This is a genomic window from Streptococcus himalayensis (assembly GCF_001708305.1).
Taxonomy (GTDB): Bacteria; Bacillota; Bacilli; order Lactobacillales; family Streptococcaceae; genus Streptococcus; species Streptococcus himalayensis.
In genome coordinates, this window is record NZ_CP016953.1 from 544,168 (window position 1) to 566,003 (window position 21,836).

The 21,836-nt window shown below is 39.8% G+C and carries 19 protein-coding genes; all 19 read right to left on the reverse strand.

Annotated elements, in window-relative coordinates; all coding sequences use genetic code 11:
• Positions 1-3: 3 nt before the first annotated feature.
• A complete protein-coding gene (locus tag BFM96_RS02660) occupies positions 4-3,729 on the reverse strand; it encodes a phosphoribosylformylglycinamidine synthase (protein ID WP_068989978.1) in 3,726 nt (1,241 codons plus the stop codon).
• A 1-nt stretch (position 3,730) separates the two neighbouring features.
• A complete protein-coding gene (gene purC / locus BFM96_RS02665; RefSeq protein WP_068989980.1) occupies positions 3,731-4,441 on the reverse strand; it encodes a phosphoribosylaminoimidazolesuccinocarboxamide synthase in 711 nt (236 codons plus the stop codon).
• Positions 4,442-4,598: 157 nt separating this feature from the next.
• Positions 4,599-4,838 (reverse strand): phosphopantetheine-binding protein, encoded by a 240-nt coding sequence (locus tag BFM96_RS02670; RefSeq protein WP_068989982.1) that lies wholly within the window; start codon positions 4,836-4,838, stop codon positions 4,599-4,601.
• Positions 4,828-5,832, reverse strand: coding sequence for a phosphate acyltransferase PlsX (plsX, locus tag BFM96_RS02675; RefSeq protein WP_068989985.1), 1,005 nt, complete (start codon positions 5,830-5,832; stop codon positions 4,828-4,830). Before plsX ends, BFM96_RS02670 begins: the two co-directional genes overlap by 11 nt.
• Positions 5,829-6,596 (reverse strand): DNA repair protein RecO, encoded by a 768-nt coding sequence (gene recO, locus BFM96_RS02680; protein ID WP_068989986.1) that lies wholly within the window; start codon positions 6,594-6,596, stop codon positions 5,829-5,831. Before recO ends, plsX begins: the two co-directional genes overlap by 4 nt.
• Entirely contained in the window at positions 6,593-7,759 is a 1,167-nt protein-coding gene (locus tag BFM96_RS02685; protein ID WP_068989987.1) for a pyridoxal phosphate-dependent aminotransferase, read from the reverse strand. The genes recO and BFM96_RS02685 overlap by 4 nt, the downstream gene beginning before the upstream one ends.
• Before the next feature lie 172 nt (positions 7,760-7,931).
• Complete coding sequence (gene gggC / locus BFM96_RS02690) at positions 7,932-9,494, reverse strand: streptosactin export ABC transporter GggC (RefSeq protein ID WP_068989989.1); 1,563 nt, start codon at positions 9,492-9,494, stop codon at positions 7,932-7,934.
• A complete protein-coding gene (gene gggB / locus BFM96_RS02695; RefSeq protein WP_083201731.1) occupies positions 9,487-10,683 on the reverse strand; it encodes a streptosactin maturase GggB in 1,197 nt (398 codons plus the stop codon). Before gggB ends, gggC begins: the two co-directional genes overlap by 8 nt.
• A 64-nt stretch (positions 10,684-10,747) precedes the next feature.
• Entirely contained in the window at positions 10,748-10,852 is a 105-nt protein-coding gene (gene gggA, locus BFM96_RS11570) for a streptosactin (protein ID WP_444544637.1), read from the reverse strand.
• A gap of 4 nt (positions 10,853-10,856) precedes the next feature.
• Positions 10,857-11,792: an Rgg/GadR/MutR family transcriptional regulator gene (locus tag BFM96_RS02700; RefSeq protein ID WP_083201732.1), complete on the reverse strand. Its 936-nt coding sequence runs from the start codon at positions 11,790-11,792 to the stop codon at positions 10,857-10,859.
• Positions 11,793-12,066: 274 nt separating this feature from the next.
• Entirely contained in the window at positions 12,067-12,534 is a 468-nt protein-coding gene (locus BFM96_RS02705; protein WP_068989995.1) for an 8-oxo-dGTP diphosphatase, read from the reverse strand.
• Positions 12,535-12,542: 8 nt separating this feature from the next.
• Positions 12,543-13,499 carry a ribose-phosphate diphosphokinase gene (locus BFM96_RS02710; RefSeq protein WP_068989998.1) on the reverse strand — a complete coding sequence of 319 codons (957 nt, stop codon included), beginning with the start codon at positions 13,497-13,499 and terminating at the stop codon, positions 12,543-12,545.
• A 739-nt stretch (positions 13,500-14,238) separates the two neighbouring features.
• Entirely contained in the window at positions 14,239-15,366 is a 1,128-nt protein-coding gene (locus tag BFM96_RS02715) for a glycoside hydrolase family 3 protein (RefSeq protein WP_223245867.1), read from the reverse strand.
• Between the two features lie 243 nt (positions 15,367-15,609).
• Entirely contained in the window at positions 15,610-16,902 is a 1,293-nt protein-coding gene (purB, locus tag BFM96_RS02720) for an adenylosuccinate lyase (RefSeq protein ID WP_068990003.1), read from the reverse strand.
• Entirely contained in the window at positions 16,896-18,590 is a 1,695-nt protein-coding gene (locus BFM96_RS02725; protein WP_068990012.1) for a KAP family P-loop NTPase fold protein, read from the reverse strand. Before BFM96_RS02725 ends, purB begins: the two co-directional genes overlap by 7 nt.
• A 164-nt stretch (positions 18,591-18,754) precedes the next feature.
• Entirely contained in the window at positions 18,755-18,973 is a 219-nt protein-coding gene (locus BFM96_RS02730) for a phosphoribosylaminoimidazole carboxylase (protein ID WP_068990015.1), read from the reverse strand.
• A 17-nt stretch (positions 18,974-18,990) separates the two neighbouring features.
• Positions 18,991-20,058 carry a 5-(carboxyamino)imidazole ribonucleotide synthase gene (gene purK / locus BFM96_RS02735; protein WP_068990024.1) on the reverse strand — a complete coding sequence of 356 codons (1,068 nt, stop codon included), beginning with the start codon at positions 20,056-20,058 and terminating at the stop codon, positions 18,991-18,993.
• Complete coding sequence (purE, locus tag BFM96_RS02740; protein WP_068990025.1) at positions 20,045-20,536, reverse strand: 5-(carboxyamino)imidazole ribonucleotide mutase; 492 nt, start codon at positions 20,534-20,536, stop codon at positions 20,045-20,047. The genes purK and purE overlap by 14 nt, the downstream gene beginning before the upstream one ends.
• A 9-nt stretch (positions 20,537-20,545) precedes the next feature.
• Positions 20,546-21,805: a phosphoribosylamine--glycine ligase gene (gene purD / locus BFM96_RS02745; protein ID WP_068990029.1), complete on the reverse strand. Its 1,260-nt coding sequence runs from the start codon at positions 21,803-21,805 to the stop codon at positions 20,546-20,548.
• Positions 21,806-21,836: the final 31 nt, after the last annotated feature.

Here is a 21,836-nt window from a genome sequence, read left to right on the forward strand (position 1 = left end):
CTCTTATTTCTTTGTGAAATACCGTACAGCACTTTCAAACAGCTTCTGGTCTTTTTCTCCCGGAATATTTTGGAACAAACCAGTTTCATAACGTTCAGAATGTCCCATTTTTCCAATGATTTGTCCGTTCTTGCTGGTAATCCCTTCAATCGCATAGAAGGAGCCATTTGGATTGTAACGACTATCCATACTTGGCTGCCCTTCAAAATCTACATACTGGCTGAATATCTGCCCTTGATCACGAAGTTCTCTAAATTCTGCTTCTGTCACAACGAATTTCCCCTCTCCATGTGATACTGGGATGGCATGAATAGCACCTACTTCCACACCAGCTAACCACGGTGAATTAGTGTTTGCAATACGCGTTTCCACCATTTTCGCTACGTGCTGATTGGCATCATTGTAAAAGAGAGTTGGGCTCGTCTCGCCTGCCTCTTCAAAATTACCATAAGGAAGAAGACCTGATTTGACAAGAGCTTGGAATCCATTACAAATACCGATAATCAGACCACCACGCGCAATAAATGCGTCAATCGCAGCCCTTATTTTTTCATTGAGCAAAATATTCACAATAAATTTTGCAGATCCGTCTGGCTCATCTGCCGCTGAAAATCCACCTGCAAAAAAGAGAATATGGGCTTGGCTAATGGATTGAACCATTCTCTCAACAGACTGAGCCAGTGCTTCTTCATCCAGCGTTACAAATGGTTCTAAGCGCACCTTAGCACCAACTTGTTCAAAGGCCTTAGCCGAATCATACTCTGAGTTTGTTCCCGGAAAAACGGGAATATACACCAAGGGTTGGCTGATTGTTTCTTTATTTTCACGCACAAAATCGGTCACAACTGGTGCTACTTCTGCCATAAGGCTGTCCTGCTCAAATACAGTCGGATAAATATCCTCGAAAGTCCTCTCAAAACTTGCTAACAAATCAGTAATCGGTAAATCAACACCATTGATGACGAGGCTTGCTTCACTCGTTGTCTGTCCGATTTTCAAAACTCCCTCAATCTCATCTGGGCTAGTAAAGACAAAGCCACCCAACTGCCCCTGTAAGCTGTTTTCAAGCTGAGGAAGGTCAACGCTTGCTCCAATCTGGTTGCCAAAGGTCATAAGTGCAAGTGTTTCTGCTACACCACCGTATTTTACAGCAGCTGCAGCTGTTATCTTGTATTTTGCTTGAATGTGAGTGAAGGTTTTGAAATTTTCTTTTATGGTCTCAAAATCAATTTCTGCAGAAATAGCAGTCCCTGGAATGTAATAGATGTATTCTCCAGTAGCCTTAAATTCTGGCGATAAAATCCGTCCAACCGTTGAAGTCGTCACTCCGAAGGCTACTAAGGTCGGAGGAACGGTTAATTCTTCAAACGTTCCAGACATCGAATCTTTTCCCCCAATTGATGGGAGACCTAGTTGAATCTGAGCTTCAATAGAGCCAAGAAGCGCAGCGACTGGTTTTCCAAAACGTTCTGCCTGCTTGTCCATTCTCTCAAAATATTCTTGATAAGAGAAACGGGCTTTTTCCCAATCACTTCCTGTTGCCACCAAGCGACTGGTTGCTTCAATGACCGCATAAGCTGCTCCGTGGTAGGGAGACCATTCTGCAATCAAGGGATTATAACCTTGTGCCATCACAGAAACGGTTTCTGTCACACCATGCGCAACTGGCAATTTCTGAACGGAACTTTCCGACGGTGTGATTTGATAGCGACCACCAAGAGGATGATTGACCGTTGAACGACCGACAGAACTATCAAAAATGGTTTGTAAGCCCTTTTGACTAGCATGATTTAAATCAGATAATACAAACTGCACATCCTCTTTCAATGTATGGATGGAGGTTACACGTTGCTCTGGCAGAACACATGGACTATCTGTAACCTTCGCATCCACAACTACTCGCACACCGTTACTATCAAGGAAAGAACGTTCAATATCGACAATCTTCTGCCCTTTCCAAGTCATGACAAGATGTGGCCTTTCTGTCACAGTTGCTACAGGGACAGCTAGGATATTTTCTTTAGCCGCAAAGGTGATGAAAGTCTGCACATTTTCTGGTGCAACAACGACTGCCATACGCTCTTGACTTTCTGAAATGGCAATTTCTGTCCCATTCAATCCCTGGTATTTGAGTGGTATCTTATCCAAATCAATCTCTAAACCGTCTGCCAACTCCCCAATCGCAACGCAGACTCCGCCTGCTCCAAAGTCATTGGATTTTTTAATCAGACGGGTCACTTCTTTCTCTCGAAAAAGTCGTTGAATTTTCCGCTCTTCAATGGCATTTCCTTTTTGAACCTCTGCACCGGCTGTTTCAACAGATGTAGCCGTCTGAACTTTTGATGATCCTGTCGCTCCACCAATCCCATCTCGACCAGTTTTCCCACCAAGAAGAATGATGACGTCCCCTGCTACTGGTTTTTCACGAATCACATTTTCACGAGGAGCAGCACCAACAACCGCACCTAACTCCATCCGCTTTGCGACAAACCCTGGATGAAAATATTCCCGGACATAAGTCGTTGCGAGACCAATCTGGTTTCCATAAGAAGAATAACCATGGGCTGCTGTTTTTGAAATAACCTGCTGCGGTAATTTTCCTAATCGAGTCTGAGACAAGGGTTGGGTAATATCACCCGCCCCTGAAATTCGCATGGCTTGGTAGACATAGGAACGACCTGAGAGCGGATCGCGAATAGCTCCGCCAATACAGGTTGCAGCACCACCAAAAGGCTCAATTTCTGTCGGATGATTATGGGTTTCATTTTTAAACATGAGTAGCCATGGCTCTTTTACCCCATTCACATCTACGTCAATCTCTACTGAGCAGGCATTGATTTCATCGGACACTTCAAGGTCTTCCAAACGGCCATTTGCTCGTTCATACCGTCCAAAAATCGTTGCCATATCCATCAAGGTTTGTGGTTTATTGTCACGACCTAATTCTGTTCTCATAGCAAGATATTTCTCATAGGTCGCCTGTAATTGATCTTGAAATTGTGATGCTGAAAAATCAATCTGACGCAATTCTGTCTCAAAGGTTGTGTGACGACAATGATCTGACCAATAGGTATCCAAAACTTTCAACTCTGTTTCCGTCGGACAACGTCCAATCGAAGCAAAGTAATCTTGAATAAAGAGCAAATCAGCTACTTCCATAGCAAGTCCTTGATTTTGTTTATACTGAGCAAAATCAGCCTCTGTGTAATCCTTGAAAAAATCAAGCACTGGAATAACCGTATTCGAACTGGAGAAATTAGGATCTTCCAACTCTTTCGTAACATCCTTAAAACGAGAATCGACAGGATTGAGCAAATAAGCCTGAATCGCTGCTACATCCTCATCGCTCGTATCAGCATTTAAAAGATAGAGCTGAGCAGTTTTTACGAGTACATCACTACCTGCGCCTAAAAGAAACAGGGCTTCCTGACTGCTCGCTGCACGCTGATCAAATTGACCAGGAAGAGCTTCAATCGCAAAGAAACGACTAGCAGCAAGACTTGCTGCCACTTCTTGCTCTGACAATACAATATCTGTTACTTTTTCTGAAAAAACACGCTCCTCAGCTAACGTCATCAAATCTTCACTCAGACCAAAGACATCATAGACCTGCACCAAGCGTACATTCGTCAATGAGTCAACCCTTAAACGCTCCTGCAATTCCCTCAATAAACTCTCTGCCTTGATTTGAAAACCAGCTTTTTTTTCGACAAAAATTCGTTTCTCCATCTTAGTCCAACTCCTGTAATTTTTCCCATACAATTTGATACACATCCGTCATATTTCCTAACCCACGGCGAAAAACATCCTTATCCATATGGTGTCCTTCGGCATCCCAGAGCCTACAATTATCTGGAGAAAATTCATCTGCTAAAATAATCTTTCCGTCTTGATCCTTCCCAAATTCCAGCTTGAAATCAATCAAGGTCAAGCCAATAGCTGCAAACCACTCTATCAATAATTGATTGATTTTCCTCGTTTCTGCCTTGATATAAGTAAGTTCTTCGGTTGAAGCAATATCCAGAAAAGCTACATGTTCATCATTGATAAAAGGGTCATCTAGCTCATCTTTCTTGTAATAAAATTCTACAATTGGCTCCACCAACTTGAGCCCTTCTGCCACACCAAAGCGCTTTGAAAATGAGCCCGCTGTATAATTTCGCAATACTACTTCTAGCGGGATAATCGCCACTTTTTTATTCAGTTGCTCCGTATCTGATAGTTTTTCTAAAAAGTGAGTGGCAATTCCTGCTCGATTTAATTTTTCAAAAATCAAAGACGAAATCTGATTGTTCAATTGCCCCTTACCAAGCACTTGTTCCTTTTTTAACCCATTTAAAGCCGTCGCCTGGTCCTTATACACTGCAACAATCACCTCATCATTTTCTGTTGCATACAGATCCTTAGCTTTTCCCGAATATAATAATTCTTTACCAGTCATTTTATTCGCCTTTCGAAATTTTATGGCTTAAGTCTAACATAAAAAATCAAGTCTTTCAAGTAAAATCCGTATTATTTAAAGTTAAAAACCAAAAAAAGACCAGCTTTTGCTGATCTCCTTTGTCTGATTTCAAAAAATAAAGATAATTTCTTCGGTTTTAGCGAGTTTTTCGCTCAATCAAATCAAGTATATCTTGGATATTTTGCAGGTCATCAATCTCCTCATCTGAGATTTCAAGGCCAAACGTATCTTCGATGGTCAAGATAAATTCCATTAAATCAACCGAATCCACCTGTAAATCATCTTTGAGGCTCAAGGCTGGATGAATGTCCAATTCCTGCCCTTTTCGCTCTTCAATGATAGCCACCAGTTTTTGATAGATTTGCTTATCTGTCATCTGATTCTCCTGAAAATTCTGCTACTGCCTTTTCCACGACAGTTGTTTCTAGCATGGTGCGGATTTGGCGAAGGGTGCTATACACCGCCTTAGCGTCACTAGAACCGTGCGTCTTCACGACAGGCGCTGCTACACCAAATAAGACTGCTCCACCCACATCTGAGTAATCCAAGGACTGCTTGAGCTCTCGAAGACTGCCCTTGAGCAACATAGCTCCTAATTTAGCTCTCCAGCCTCCTGCAAGAATACTGGATTTCAACTGCCCCATGATGCCCATAGCTGTACCTTCCATCGTCTTTAGCACAGCATTGCCCGTAAAGCCATCCGTCACCACCACATCAGCAACTCCTGTCATCAAATCACGTGCCTCAACATTGCCAATAAAATGAATAGCCTCATCGCTAGCCAGCAACTCATAGGTCTCCTTGCGAAGCGGGTCGCCCTTACTGCTCTCTGTCCCGTTATTTAAAAGTCCCACACGAGGACGCTTGATTCCCCGAACTTGCTCAGCATAAAAGGACCCCATAACAGCATATTGGTGCAAGTGCTGCGGTGTATTTTCTGCATTTGCCCCCAAATCCATCATATCAAATCCCTTACCATCTACGGTCGGCAGGGTCGATAACAAGGCCGGACGGTCAATACTCTTCATACGCCCAACGATGAAAAATCCAGCCGCTAGAAGTGCCCCTGTATTTCCAGCAGATAGGAGGGCATCTGCCTCTTTTTGCTTAACCGCACGAGCAGCTAGCACCATACTAGCATTTTTCTTGCGTCGAATGGCTCTAGTCGGCTCATCATCCGAATTGATTTTTTCATCGGTATGCACAATACTCACACGCTCATGTTCGATTAAATACTTCTTGATTTTCGCTTCATCTCCGTAGAGAATGATTTCGATATCTGAAAATGCTTGGATGGCTTGATTGACCCCTTCAACGATGGATTGGGGAGCGTAATCACCGCCCATGGCATCTACTGCTATTTTTTTCATTCTGGCTCCTTTAAAATACTTCCCCAGTCTCCCAGAGAATCAATAAATTTCTTGGCTTTCAAGTGAATGCCAACGTACTCTTCATAAATCTGATCAATGACCATCCGGAGGGCTTTTTTGAGTTCAGGATTGAGGGAAATTTTTTCCAATTCTTGAAATTCCACCGCTTGAAATTGGTCCAAGAGAAAGACCACATTGGGATGAAGGCAGGCACGATATGAATCTTCCTGATAATGCTCGGGGCAAAGCACCCCGCCAAAACGAAAGGAAAAATCAAATGGCAAGCCTACCCGATGGCAAAAACAGCACTCGTGAAAATTCAAGGATACGCCAAAACGGCTTAAAATCTGAATTTCAAAAATATTGGTCAAAACCTCATAATCCAATCCCTGCTCCATCAGCTCCAAAGTCTTTTGCAAAAAAGCAAAGAGGGCAGGGTCATAACGATTGTCCTCCAGACTAGCATCTGCCAAGGCTGCTACATAGGTGGCATAGCTCATGGTAAATAAATCACTGTTAATCGCCTGAAAACTGCTCACATCATGATAATCTTCGATATAACTCAGCCCATCATCATTGATTTTCAACAAAAAATCCGCCAAAACCAAGGGCTGAATTACTGGACTCAGCTTGGAATTTGTCGCATGTTTCACAAAAAACATCCGCTTCCCACTTTTTTCCGTGAAAATTTTGACCAGCTTATCATGCTCCCGAAAATTACGATTGTAAAGGACAATTCCCTTACTACTGATGGACTCTATCATAGATTCATATAGTCTTTCAAACGTTCCAAAGCTTCTTGAATGGTGTCCATGCTTGCAGCGTAAGACAGGCGGACATAACCTTCACCATACTCCCCAAAAGCAGCTCCTGGGATAAAGGCAACAGCTTTCTCACGCGCAAAATCCTGCAAAAAAGCAAAGGAATCTTGAGTATAACCTTGGGGAATCTTAGCAAAAATGTAAAAGGCACCATCTGGCTTGATAATGGTAAAACCAAGGGCGGTCATCTTCTCAATGATATAATCTCGCCGCTTGATGTACTCTACTTTCATCGGCTCTGCGTCATTATGCCCAACAGTCAAGGCTTCAATTCCTGCATACTGGGCCATGGTATTCGCAGCTGTCACCAAGTATTGGTGGCTCTTGATGATTTGAGCAGTGAAAATTTGCGGAGCAAAAATAAAGCCTAAACGCCAGCCCGTCATGGCGTGAGATTTTGACAAACCATTGATCACAATCGTCTGTTCCCTTAAAAATTCTGCCAAGGAGGTATGCCCCTCTTCTGTATAGGTCAATTCCGAATACACTTCATCGCAGATCACAAAAATATCATATTTTTTCAAAACCTCTGCAAAAGCAGCCATCTGCTCTCTGGAGTAAGTCACGCCTGTCGGATTGGCAGGGTAATTCAAAATCACCGCCTTGAGCTTGTCTCCTTGTTCCAAAATGGCTTGCTCCAGCATGTCTGGAGTGAGAATGAAATGATTGGCTGTCGTATCGATCTCAACAATCTCAGCTCCCATCAAGGTCACAATAGGCTCATAGCCAGGGTAAGCTGGCGCAGGAAGAAGCACCACATCCCCCTCCTCTAAAATAGCACTCAGAGTCGCTGACAAGGCCTCCGTTGCCCCAATCGTCACGAGAATTTCATTCTCTGGATGATAGGACAGACCATATTTATCCTTGACAAAACGACTCGCTGCTTGCCGCAATTCCAACAGACCACTCATTCCTGTGTAATAGCTCTTATTCTCATCAATTGCACGTTTTGCAGCTTCTTTGACATGTTCTGGCGTTGGAAAATCAGGCTCTCCCAAGGTCAAACGCAAAATCCCCGGAATATCTGAAATGGACTGGTCAAACTGACGAATCAAAGAAATCTCAATCTTGTCCAATTGTTTATTAAATCGTTTGCTCAACTCCATAGCCACCTCCAAAAATCTAATAGACTTATTATACACTAAAAACCGTGGGAGAGCAAAAGAGGAAGAGGATTTTTCATAGCACTTCACACGATAAAACGAGGCAGAAATAACCCCACCTCGTCTTTGCTTTTCTACAAATACATTTCACATATATTGAAGAATAGTTGATTTTTTACAAATCACTGCTATCCCATAAAGATAAATCAATGACTTTATCATATCTAGCCAATGTTTCATCATCGTAATGGTGAATGACCTCTATCAAAGTGCTGGGAATAGATAGTAAAATTTCTGAAATCTGACTAGCGTTTTCCTTGTCAAGATTTGATTTTACCTCATCGGCTAAAATCAGCTGGCTATCATGATATAAACTACGAGCAATTTCTAATCGTTGCTTTTCGCCACCTGACAGTTGATTGGCATGTATGAGCTGATTTTTTAAAGCCAAGAGATTGACCGCACTCAACACTTCGTTCATCTTTGATTCCTCGATCGGTTGACCAAGGGCAATATTTTCTTCAAGACTGAAACCATCAAAACCATAGGATTCTTGCAAAATATACGCTATTGATTGAGAAAGATGATCTTTTTCCACCTGCTGATGAGAAAACGTAACCTCTCCTGAATCTGGTAAAATATCCCCATAAATCATATTTAAAACCGTTGTTTTTCCGCAACCACTGGGACCGATTATGGCAATTTTTTCACCTCTTTCAACCGTAAAAGATAATTGGTGAAAAAGCTTCTTGTCCCCAACTGTCAGATTGACATTATTCACAATGATAGGAAATAAAGGTTGAGAAGTTTTGAGGATGCTAGCTGTAGCATCTCCTTCAAGTAAGAACTCATATTTATCCCTAAGTTGCTGCGTTGATTTATAAGTGTTGAGGTAGTAGGATAATTCATTGAACTGGTAACCTATATTATAAGCAACCAGATAAATAGCCACAAAGCTAGAACCAGATAGAGAACCCTGGTAGGTCATGATACCCCCGATTATAATCGGAACAACAGAGCAAAAGGCATCAATGCTGTTGATCAGCATATTGTTAACAGTTCTTTGTTTTTCATAGTGAATATCTTGACTCACTCTTTTTGATAAAGCATCCTTAAACCGCGCAAAGAAAAAATCACTAGCGCTATAATTTTTAATCACTCGTTCTCCGCCAATAATATTGGTCACTTGAGCTAGGTAATCTTGGTTCGAGTTAGCTTTGTCCTTAGAAAGCTGATTTAATTTCTGACTGCCAATCCCACTACAAAGAGCTGGAATAGAATAGAAAAAGATAAAAATAAGACCTAGCCAAAAATTAGTCAGCAAGGCATAAATAACAGAAACTGTCGTAAAACCTATCGAAGATAGAATAATCAGGCTAGGTTCAAGATAATCATTTTCCAGCTGTTTGACATCATTTTCAAGTTCAGACAGTATATCTGATTTACGAATATTTTTATCATAAAGAAAATGGCCAAACAGTTTACCTTTCATATTCAAGGTGAAATCTGCTACTATTCGTGCGTAGTAATATCGTTTTCCAGCAAGACCGGTCAAAATGACAAAGTTTCCGACAATCCCTATGGCTAAAGCCCTCCATAAATCATCAAGAGAGGCTTTCTCAAAGCTAGCTACAATCAAGGAAATCAAACTTGGATTGATAATAGCCTCTAACCAAGTGATCGCAATAAAACTAACATACAAGATTAAGTATTTTTTCGAAATCCATTTACTAAGCATATCTAAGAAACCTTTCAAAGTGATTCACTAATTTTGATAATCGATTCTTGTCCTTACTCAACTCAATAATTTTATAAATGCAGTATTCCATCATATCTTGTTTTTGGCATTCAAGAAATTTTCCTTCTTCTGAAATTATTTGTGAATAACCGTCTATCATATTGGCAACACATTCCATACACATATCTTTACACCAACAATCTTTGCATTGAGCAAAGGTGTCTTTATTATTGAATTGAGCAACTTTGTCACTGTTGTGCGTACCCCAAAATCTAAAACAGGATTTTCTTGTTCCATCTACATCAAATGTTACGGTAGTTTCTGGATCAATATCATCACAGAATGATTTGGTCTTACTTTTAAAAATCATTGAAAGCAAAACATCATAAACAATTGGGCTAATGTAGTTTTTTACTTTATTGTTGATAATATCATCAAGTGACTGATCAATAAATGTTTTTTGAACCTCTTCCGTCATCTCCATTTCTTTAACAACTAGAACCTTATTTTTACTAAATACATGATTGATATTAAATCTAACTTCCATATTGATGAAATAGTTATAGATATCCTCTTTTTGAAACCCTAATTTTTGGTGCATCCTTGTATATGTTGAAGCCAACTCAAAATTCTCATAATCTATTTTTTTCAAGTAGTCAATAAACTTCATCGTTCGTCTATGACTTCCTTTACCTCTTAATTTATCATGAATTAACTCTGGACCATCAAGACTAACTGTTAAAAAAGGATGATAACAATCAATCATCGATTTAACTTTTTGGTTCAATACAGTACCATTTGTTACAGTTTCAATTTTCTTAATTTCGATATTTTTAGAAAGTTCTTTTATTATATATACAAATAAATCAATATTTAAAAACGGTTCGCCACCAAAAAGTATCAATCTATTAATGACTTGAATTCCATCATTACATAATTCTTCAATAATTTTATTTGCTGTAGTTACATCCATAAGTTGATTTGTCATTCCATAATTACCACCATCTGCATAACAATAAACACATGAAAGATTACAATTATTAGATATATTTATGACAACTTTTTTTAAGATACCCTCATCATGTTCCCGAACTATATCCATCTCCGAAGCAATTTCCGAAGTTGATAACGTAAAATTTTCTGAATTAAAATAATAGATATTCTCATCTGTTGAAAAAGCTTTTAACATAAATAGTACTCCTATCTCAAAAAAGGAGGAAATTGTCCTCCTCTCAACTAATACAAGATGGTGCTTAACGACCACCACCACAAGAGTGACTAGGACCACAAGTATTAAAAATAACAACTGACTGTTGGTCTAGTAATTCTTGCAAATCAATAATTTCCAAATTATCCATTTGCTTATCCTCCTTTATTTGATAACTGAAGTATATCACTAAATAAGAGAAAAGGAGAATTTTCCCATATCTGCACATTAGATTTTATCTTCCAAATTTTTTTCAGATGTTGTTCATACTTTTCTGCAATATGATTACTTCCAGACAATTTCATTGCTCCTATACACTTTTTCATTTCAATAATAGCCCTATTATCTTGATTTTTCTTATAGTTGTATAGATTCTGAGCATAAAGAAAAACCAAACGTTCATACATTTCTGTTTCCTTAAAAAAACAATAATGTAGTTGCTTTTCAAAATATAGGGCATCTATTAGCTTATTGCGCTCAATACAAGTGATATAGGCATTTAAAAACATTGTTGACATTAGCCTTCTATGCGTAGGAATTTCTTTAAAAAAATCAGTTCTCCTGCTCATTTCTCTAGATAAAACCATAAAAGCTTTATGGTTAAGTACATCTAAAGTGTTCATAAATAATAATAATTCATAGCATCCCCAATACTCTACACTAAAAAGGTAATCCGTCAAATAGTTTAAATCCTGTTTTGTATACTGGCACTCCCCAGATAGGTCTTGTAGCCTAATTTTAACTAAAATCGTATTTAAAGCATAGAATTTATCCTTTCTATCTCTCTTTTCCATTTGGGAGATTAAAAGCTTTTTCATACCTTGAATATCTCTCGTTGAAATATACTTGCTAATTTGTTCTAAAAGATCATTTAATTCATCTCTGTGGAATTCATGCACAGCATACATGAATTCATCAATAGGCATATTAATTTCATCTAAAATAAGCATAAACTTAGTAATTGTCAAATCAGTATCTCCATTCTCAAACCGAGATAGTTGAGATTTTGATATGCCAGCATTTGTAATATCTTTTAAACGTAGTCCTCTTGACACTCTAAATTTTTTAAAAATTTCTCCAAAATTTTTCATGTTGCTCCTTTTTGTTGCACAAATGGGAATCAATTTTTACCAACACTATTATACCATATAATATATTAAAAAATAGAAATGAGGATAGATACATGAAAAAACAATCATTTTTAGCTTTGCTTTTTATCATACTCGAAAGTATCATTGTAATTGGTATCGGTTAAATATTTAAAAATACGCATCCTTATAAATGCTAAATTCCCTATTTACTAAAACTTCTCACAAGCGACTTCACACGATAAAACGAGGCAGGAATAACCCCACCTCGTCTTTTTTAGTAAAAATGCTTTTGCCATTCGCCATCTACTTTTTTTGAGTAATAAAACTCCGATAAGGTTTCATCTTCCATCATCTCAAGACTGAGAAGCAGGTCATAAGCTAATTCCATTTCAGGAAGTTTTGATTTCTCCACCCACGAAACCTCTCCTTCGCTTGATGACACCAAGTCTCCTGAAAATTCTGTTGCCTTGTAACAAAAGACCAGATAGCGAATGCCCACATCCGTCTGCCAATGCTTCACTCCCACTAACTGTGGATTTACAATCGTTAAGCCCGTCTCCTCAAAGACTTCACGAACCACAGCTCCATGGAGCGACTCCCCTTTTTCGATATGTCCGCCTGGAAAAGCATAGCCTGACCAAGCATACCGTTCTGGAGAGCGGTATTGGACTAGGACCTGCCCAGTCTTTCTATCCTCCACCAAGCACATATTGGTTAAAATCACTTCTTCTGAACGTGCCATAACTTCCCTTAAATCTCAAACAAAGGGGATAACGGCCGTTTTTCATGAATACGGATAATGGATTCTGACAAGAGTTCCGCCGTTGAAATTTGAACAATCTTATCAATCAATCGCTCTTCAGGAATGGCAATCGTATCTAAGACAACCAAGTTTTTAATAGCTGATTTCTCGATATTTTCCATGGCAGGACCGGACAAGACAGGATGGGTACAAGACGCATAAACCTCTACCGCACCCGCTTCTGCTAAGGCATCCGCCGCGTGACAAATGGTTCCCGCTGTGTCAATCATGTCATCAATCAAGATGCAGGTCTTGCCGTCCACTTTTCCGATGATATTCATCACTTCACTAGTATTCATCTTATCGACACTGCGACGTTTATCAATGATGGCAATCGGCGTTTTCAAAAATTCTGCTAATTTACGAGCACGCGTCACACCCCCATGATCGGGACTGACCACAACGTAATCGCTCCCCTTCATACCACGACGCTCAAAATAATCCGCAATCAAAGGCGCTCCCATCAAATGGTCAACTGGAATATCAAAGAATCCTTGGATTTGTGCCGCATGCAAATCCACCGTCAGCAAGCGATTAACCCCTGCAACTTGGAGCATATTTGCGACTAATTTTGAAGTGATTGGTTCACGTGCACGAGCCTTGCGATCCTGACGAGCGTAGCCATAATAAGGCATCACAACACTGATAGACTCTGCACTAGCCCGTTTGAGGGCATCCACCATGATTAGAATCTCCATCAAATTATCATTGACGGGTGAACTAGTGGATTGTAGGATATAGACATGTTTCCCACGAATCGATTCCTCGATATTGACCTGAATTTCCCCATCAGAAAATTGACGAACATTTGACTTCCCAAGCTCCATTCCAATCTTTTTAGCAACCCGTTCCGCTAGGTCGCGGTTTGACGACAAGGCAAAGAGCTTTAAATCAGAAAACGACATGACTTCCTCCAATATCTATTCAGTCCTGAGGGAGGCTAATCCCCCTATTTTCTCCGTCTACTATTCTAACGCTTTTTTGCTAAATTTTCAATCAAAAATACAAGAGAAATCAAGACTTTATCCCTTTTGAAAAAGAATTCGTTCGATTTTTGATCTCAAGACCTGCAATCCTTTATAAAAATCAAAATCTGACTAGGCAACGAAACCTAGAGTTCAGCCAGGTGAGCTACCCACGTCAGATTTTGATTTTTAACGAGTATAAAATAATTATCAGATAATGCAAAGTCAGAACCACTCCTATTACTAGATGACAACCAAGACTGCTAGAGCATTCCTCGACTATTTATCCAAAGCTACTTCAGCAATCCCAGCCTAGAAGAAAAACTTGCAAACAAGACAAGTGGAAATCCCAAATTAAGAACAGAGGCACTTTCCTGCCCTAACATTCAAAGCCAAGCAAGCTAATACTCATTTGATTTCAAAAATAATCAAACCATATATAAAAATTCGTTTTTTGCTATGAAATGAAGTGGACTAAGTAAGTCAAGCATGATGCCTTTTCAGCAAATGAAAAGGACAGTGATAAAAGATGTTGGAAACATCTAAGAAAGTCGCAAAATCGCTAACTTTGATTTTCATTGAGTGTAAACAGCCCACTCACCCCTGCACCAACAAGCAAAAATAAAACTATAAAAAGTGATTTGGGACAGAGCATTTCTCTCTATCTCAAATCACTTTTTTATTCTGATAACAGGCCTAAGCGATATTTCCATTTTAAAATACGGCGTACAGACTGATTGATCCTTTCTTCGCTCAATTTTCCAGCTTCTATTTTATCCAAAAGATAAGGGATTTGAGTATCGTAATGAGACCCTAAAATAAAATCATTGCCAGCCTCTATGACACGATAGGCTGCTTCTTCCTGCGATATGAAATCTGCCAAACCAGCCATGTCCAAATCATCTGTCATAATCACACCATCAAAGTGTAAATCTTTTCGTAACAGCTGATTGATTTTCGGCGAGATAGAAGCAGGAACAGGGTCAATCTCTGTCAAAATATTATGAGAAACCAAGACACTATCCGCCCCAGCTTCTATCCCTGCTTTAAAGGGTAAAAATGCCTCTTTTTCCAACTCTTTCACAGTTCTAGAATCATAGATTAAGTCCGTATGGGAATCTCCATTATCACCATATCCCGGAAAATGCTTTAAGGTTGAGCCAAATTTTTGACGTTTCATAACCTCGACAACGGTCTTTACATACGAGGCTGTCGTGTCAATATCCTCGCCAATCGTCCGATCATAGATAAAAGAGGTAGAATTCGTCGCATAATCCGCCACCGGAGACAATCCTGTCTGAATTCCAATGGATTTCAAAAGCTTGGCTTTTGAAATGGTATCCTCTTTAATGGCTTCCAATCCTTTTCCAGAATGATACAGTTCCATCGGCGATAAAAATGGCTCTGGTAAGATGGCACTGACTCTCGTCACAAGACCTCCCTCTTCATCCGAACCAATAATCAAAGGAATCGGTGTGTGCTTTTGTAATCGATTGGTCAATGCCTTGACATCCTCCAGCTCCCGACCTTCAAAATCACGACCAAATAGGATAAAACCTCCCACATGATACTTTTCAAGATCTTTGACAGCTGTCTCCTCGTCTGGCAAACGCCCAAAAAACAAGGAGCCCACCTTTTCCTCCAAGGTCATCTTATCAAGATAAGTCGCAATGATGTCTGACTCTTTCGATTGCTTCGTCACCTGGTGTTGCTTTGCTTCATTTTGCAAACTTCTTTTTTCAGCCTGCAACTGTGTATACATCAAAGTAGCGGCACCGATAACCACAACAGCTAAAAACAATGTCATATAAATAAGTTTTATAGGTTTTCTCATAAAACGACCTCACTATCCCCTCTTCTATCACAAAGAATACTCCTCAGATACAATATATCATAATACCTTTCTTCTGTCACTTCATTTAATGCTCTTTAGCAACATTCAATGACTAATATCCATAAGAAAACATGCAACGGTATTCCTAACCGTTGCACGTCAGAATGTCCCTGTCAAAAAAGGGAGAGAACAGAATCTTTTCTAGCCTGATTTCCCTTATAAGCCCACACGTTCAAAGATATCATCCACTCGTTTGGCATAGTAGGACGGGTCAAAGAGTTCATCAATTTCTGCTTGGCTAAGGCGTTCTGTCACTTTTTCATCTGCTTCAAGCAGGGGTTTGAAGGCTGTTTGATTGTCCCAAGCGTAGGCGGTTTTAGGCTGTACCAAATCATAGGCCTCTTCACGTGTCATCCCTTTTTCAATCAAGGCTAACATGGCACGTTGACTGTAAATCAAGCCGAAGGTAGACTCCATGTTACGCTTCATATTTTCTGGAAATACCGTCAAGTTTTTGACAATATTTCCAAAACGGTTGAGCATATAGTCAATCAAAATAGTCGTATCTGGCGTGATAATCCGCTCTGCCGATGAATGGGAAATGTCACGTTCATGCCAAAGTGCTACCTTTTCAAAAGCTGTCACCATGTGACCACGAATCACACGCGCAAGTCCTGTCATATTTTCAGATCCGATTGGATTGCGTTTATGGGGCATAGCTGAGCTTCCTTTTTGACCCTTGGCGAAGAATTCTTCTACCTCACGTTGTTCAGATTTTTGCAATCCACGGATTTCCGTTGCCATACGTTCGATAGATGTTGCAATAGTCGCAAGGGCTGCAAAGTATTCTGCATGAAGGTCGCGAGGAAGAACCTGCGTCGAAATTTCCTGCGGACGAATACCTAATTTTTCACAAACATATTCCTCAACAAATGGAGGGATATTGGCAAAATTTCCTACCGCACCAGAGATTTTTCCTGCTTCCACACCCTCAGCAGCACGCTCAAAACGCTCGATATTGCGCTTCATCTCGCTGTACCAAGTAGCAAGTTTGAGCCCAAAGGTCGTTGGCTCTGCATGCACCCCGTGAGTACGCCCCATCATAATGGTATACTTGTGTTCACGCGCCTTATCAGCTACAATGTCCGTAAAGCGACGCAAATCCTCACGAATAATGTCATTGGCCTGCTTGTAGAGGTAACCGTAAGCCGTATCCACCACGTCTGTTGATGTCAAGCCGTAGTGCACCCACTTGCGCTCATCACCCAAGGTTTCAGATACCGCACGAGTAAAAGCTACCACATCGTGGCGGGTTTCCTGCTCAATTTCCAAAATACGATCAATGTCAAATCCTGCATTCTCACGGATTTTTTCCACATCTTCCTTGGGAATCTCTCCCAACTCAGCCCAGGCCTCATCAGCCAAGATTTCCACCTCAAGCCAAGCCTTGTATTTATTTTCCTCTGTCCAAATCGCCCCCATTTCAGGGCGAGTATAACGTTCTAGCATTTTTTCTCCTCGTCTTTAAGTTGTTCCTGAAGTAATTCTGATACTTTATTCAATGTCTGAACATACCATTCATAGGCCGCATTATAGTTTCCATATGAATTCAATCCATAATCCTCAGATTTAATATTGATTCCGGGTATATGATTATAATTATTTTTAGATTTATCTTTCCACTCACGGATAGCAACGTTTTCAGATTTAAATGCTTCTGTGAATATATTTACTTTTTTTTTAAGTATATCATTTATTTTTTGATCCTTAACATTACCGTATACTAAACCTATTGAATTTTTATTAACTAAAAATTCGCACTGAAAATCATTGTCTTCATTACTAAATACACGATAATACCTAGAAGTAACTTGATTACCACTATGTCTATAATTAAATTTATTCTCTGTATTTTTATTGTAATATGTAAATCCTTTCCAAAATTCTTCGTTCTCAGTATTCTGTTCAACAGTTTTCTTTCCGCTTGATACTACTCCAGAGATTTTTATTTTTTCACCTAACTTTCCCCAATTATTTTTAAAAATATCAAATAATGCATCTTTAAATGGACTAAAGTCATCTGGTATTTCAAGATCGCCAGTGTCAATTAACTCAGGTATATTAAAATTTTCCGAAGTAGCTAAATAATCATAAACTTCCTTGTATTTCATTTGTAAACATAAAGTAGCTAGTAACTTAACCATATCTTCTGAATTCTCAATCTTACTAGCTTTACTTAAATCATTAATACTAAGTAATAAACTAAACGAATTAAATAGACGCTTTATATTTCGAGGATTACTCCCGATTGAATTTAATATTAAATTCTTTATCTGTTCAATTTTCTGCGATATATCATGACTATGTAAGTCTTTAAATAATTCTTTGATATAATTTTCCATATTGTAAACATGGGTCGGAACAATAAATGGAACTTGAATTATTTTCTCAAAAAAGGAATCTATCTTATCCTCTTCAATTTCATCCTTGTATTTTAATCGTACACCTTTAGCAACTACATTATAATCAATCGCAAGGACAAATACACATTTATCACTTTCTAAAAAGAGTTTCATAACCTCCAACAACTCTACTGCTCGTAAAGGGTTCAGACGATCTAAATCATCAATAAAAAAAACAATACGCTCCTTTCTTTGTTTCTCTAGAACTTTGTTAACCAATTCTTTAAAACCATTATTTAGTTCACGCAACGCTTGAATAGAAGGCTGTAATAAGATATCTTTTTTACTGGTATCACCAAATCTAAATTTTTCTTCAATACCGCTAATATCTACAAACCCTAAAGTTGCATTGCTAATAGCTGTAGAAATACCTGCAATAGCAATATTTCCAATGATATTAAAAATATCACTTTTTGTTTTTTCATATTCCTTACCTTCTCCTAATTTAGAAGAAAGTTCTGTCACTAATTCTACTAACAAAGAAATACTTAAGTTCTCCTCAAAATTAAATTGTGAATACTGCCAAGTATTTAAAAACACCGTTTCAACCTTATTATCTAATTTTTCTTTAATCTGTTGCATAATACTAGTTTTTCCAACACCCCAATCCCCTTGAATGGCGAGAGTCATTGGAGTCTTACAGTTCCTAATAAAATCAGTTAGTCCATCAATATATTTTTTAATCTCAAATAAATCTTTTACCGATGGTGTGTCTGTCACTGTACTATGTGTCATAATTATCTCCTAAAAAATAAAATTAATATCAGGATTTTTACATATTTTTCAAATTATTTCAAAGCAAATATAGCATTATAACATTATTTGAGCGTTTCCCTTTTATTTTTTCATACCTAGTATGATTGTAGCACAAAGTAATCATAATTCCATAGTTTTCTCCCTTACTCAAAATCTTCCTTGCTAATCTCCGCCGACGGATAGTGTGATAAGGTATCGAGATCCATATCAAGTGGTAAATCATAAATAGCTAGATAATCGTTTGGTAATTTCGCCTGTAACTCTTGGAACTTAGCTCTTACTTTTTCCTTATCTTGACTAGCAAAAAGAACTTCGACAACTGCCACTTGGTCTACAAAAGCATGAACGATGATTTGATGCATAAGAACCTCCTACTGTTTTATAAAACAACCTCATCCACCTGCTCCGTCAACAGGGTAATATGCCCCATCTTCCGATTGTGCTTGGCTTCTGCTTTGCCGTAGAGATGTAGGTGAGCTTGCGGATGCTTAGCCATGAACCTTTGCACCACCTCCATATCCTGACCCAAGACATTGAGCATGATTGCTGGTGCGTGGAGCTGGATTTTAGGCAAAGCTTCGCCTAGAATGCCCAAGATATGCGTATCAAACTGGGAAAAATTACAGGCCTCAATGCTGTAATGCCCCGAATTATGAGGGCGTGGTGCGATTTCATTGACCAAAATAGTTGAGCCTGCCACAAACATCTCTATACATAGTGTACCAAAAAGTTGCAAGTCTGTGGCAATTTTTCTTGCCATTTGGACAGCTTTTTCTGCTAAATTTTTAGAAATACGGGCTGGGACAATGGTTTTAGCGAGAATATTGTTGCGATGACTATTTTCTTGAACTGGAAAAACGGTCAGCTCTCGTCCATTTCCTGAAACCAAGACGGAAATTTCCATGTCAAAGGGAACAAAATCTTCCAAAACGCAGTCGGTTTGGTCTGCCAAGACTTTTGCCTGTGCTAAACTTGCCTCATCATGAATGACGACTTGGCCATGACCGTCATAGCCACCTGTCGCTGTTTTCAACACTCGCTTGGTCGCAAAGTCATAATCTGACAAATCGCTACTGGAAGTAATCACTCGATAAGGGGCTAGCCCTACACCTGCCTGCTTCAAAAAGTTTTTTTCTGCAATCCGATTTTGGGAAATTCGTAGCAAGTCCGTTCCTTGAGGTAAGAGCACCTTGTCTGCTACTGCATCAAGACTGGCAGCATCTACATTTTCAAATTCATAGGTCAAGACGTCACAGCGCTCTACCAAGGTACGTAGGGCCTCTACATCTGCATAATCCGCCACGATGACCTCACTCACTCGAGAGGCTGGGCAATCCGCTACTGGATCGAGCGTAATCACCTTATGACCACGGTAAATAGCAGCAATTGCCATCATTTGACCCAACTGTCCGCCACCGATAATCCCAATTGTCTTAGATAAGGTCATGGCTTGACTCCTCTGCAATTCTTCCTTGCTTTTCAGTAAATGCGATTAGTTTTTCATGCAAATTTGAATTTTCAAGCGCCAAAATCCGCACCGCAGACAAGGCTGCATTGGTCGCTCCGCTATCTCCAATTGCCATAGTCATAACAGGCACGCCACCTGGCATCTGCACAATGGAGTAAAGCGAGTCAATTCCACTCAGTACCCGTGATTTAATTGGCACACCAATGACTGGCAAGGTCGTCTTTGCTGCTACCATTCCTGGTAAATGGGCCGCACCACCTGCACCTGCAATAATCACCTTGATGCCTCGTTCACGAGCTTTTTCGGCATGATCAAACATCAAGTCAGGTGTTCGATGGGCAGAGACCACCTTTTTTTCATAAGAAACTCCAAATTCATCCAATACCTGCGCTGCTTTTTTCATGGTTTCCCAATCTGAAATAGATCCCATGATAAGGGATACCTGTATGTGTTCCATATTTTTCTCCTACTGATTTGCCTTATTGCCAATGTCTGTCCGATAAAACAGTCCTGTCGTGTCTTGCTCTTCCAACTGCTGATAAATAGTCTTTTGAGCTTGTGACACGGTGCCTTGCGTTGTGACGAGCATATAGACTCGACCCCCATTTGAAACAAGTTCTTGGTTCGTATTGAAGGAAGCACCTGCATAATAGGTTTTAATGTCTCCGCTAGTCTTTTCTGGTAAGCGTACCCCTTTTTCATAGGCAAGAGGATACCCCGCACTTGCCACCACCACACCAAGAGTTACCCCCTCTTCAAGCCACGTAAAATTAGGCACTCTTCCTGCTAATAAGTCTGTGATATTTTCTGCAAAATCAGATGTCAACCGTGGTAGAATGACCTGCGTTTCAGGATCCCCAAAGCGAGCATTAAACTCAATAACCTTCGGACCTTCATCGGTCACAATCAAGCCGGCATAAAGCACACCGAGATAGGGACGTCCTTCAGCTACCATCCCTTTTAAAACAGGTCGAATAATCTCAACCACAGACTGCTCAACCACACTAGCTGGCAGATGAGAAACTGGAGCGTAAGCACCCATACCCCCTGTATTTGGTCCTTTATCGCCATCAAAAGCCCGTTTGTGATCCTGTGCTGTCGGCATCAGATAGAAATCCTCTCCATTGACAAAAGCAAAAAGAGAAAATTCTTCGCCGCTTAAATATTCTTCAATAACCACACGCGCACCACTATGCCCAAATTTATGATCCAGCAGCATATCCTGCGCCGCTGCGACTGCTTCTTCAACCGTTTCAGCAACGACCACACCTTTACCAAGGGCTAGGCCGTCTGCCTTGACCACAATCGGCGCCCCTTGCGCTTCGATATAAGCCTTGGCTGCTTCAAAATCAGAAAAGGTCTCATAGCGAGCTGTTGGTACCCTATATTTTTTCATAATGGATTTGGCAAAATCCTTGGACCACTCTAATTCTGCTGCATTTTTTCTCGGTCCAAAAGCGACTAAACCAGCTGCCTCAAAGGCATCCACAATACCTGCTGCCAAAGCATCATCTGGTCCTACAAAAGTCCAGCTAATAGCTTCTTTTTGGGCAAATGCAATCAATTTCGAATGTTCGGAAATAGCAATATCGAGCAACTCAATGCCGTCTGCAATCATTCCATCATTTCCCGGTGCAACAAACACCCTATCAACAACTTTTGACGCTACTAATTTCTTTGCAATCGCATGCTCACGACCACCCGAACCGACAACCAATAAGTTCATTCTTAAAACCTCTTTACGAATTATTTGATTA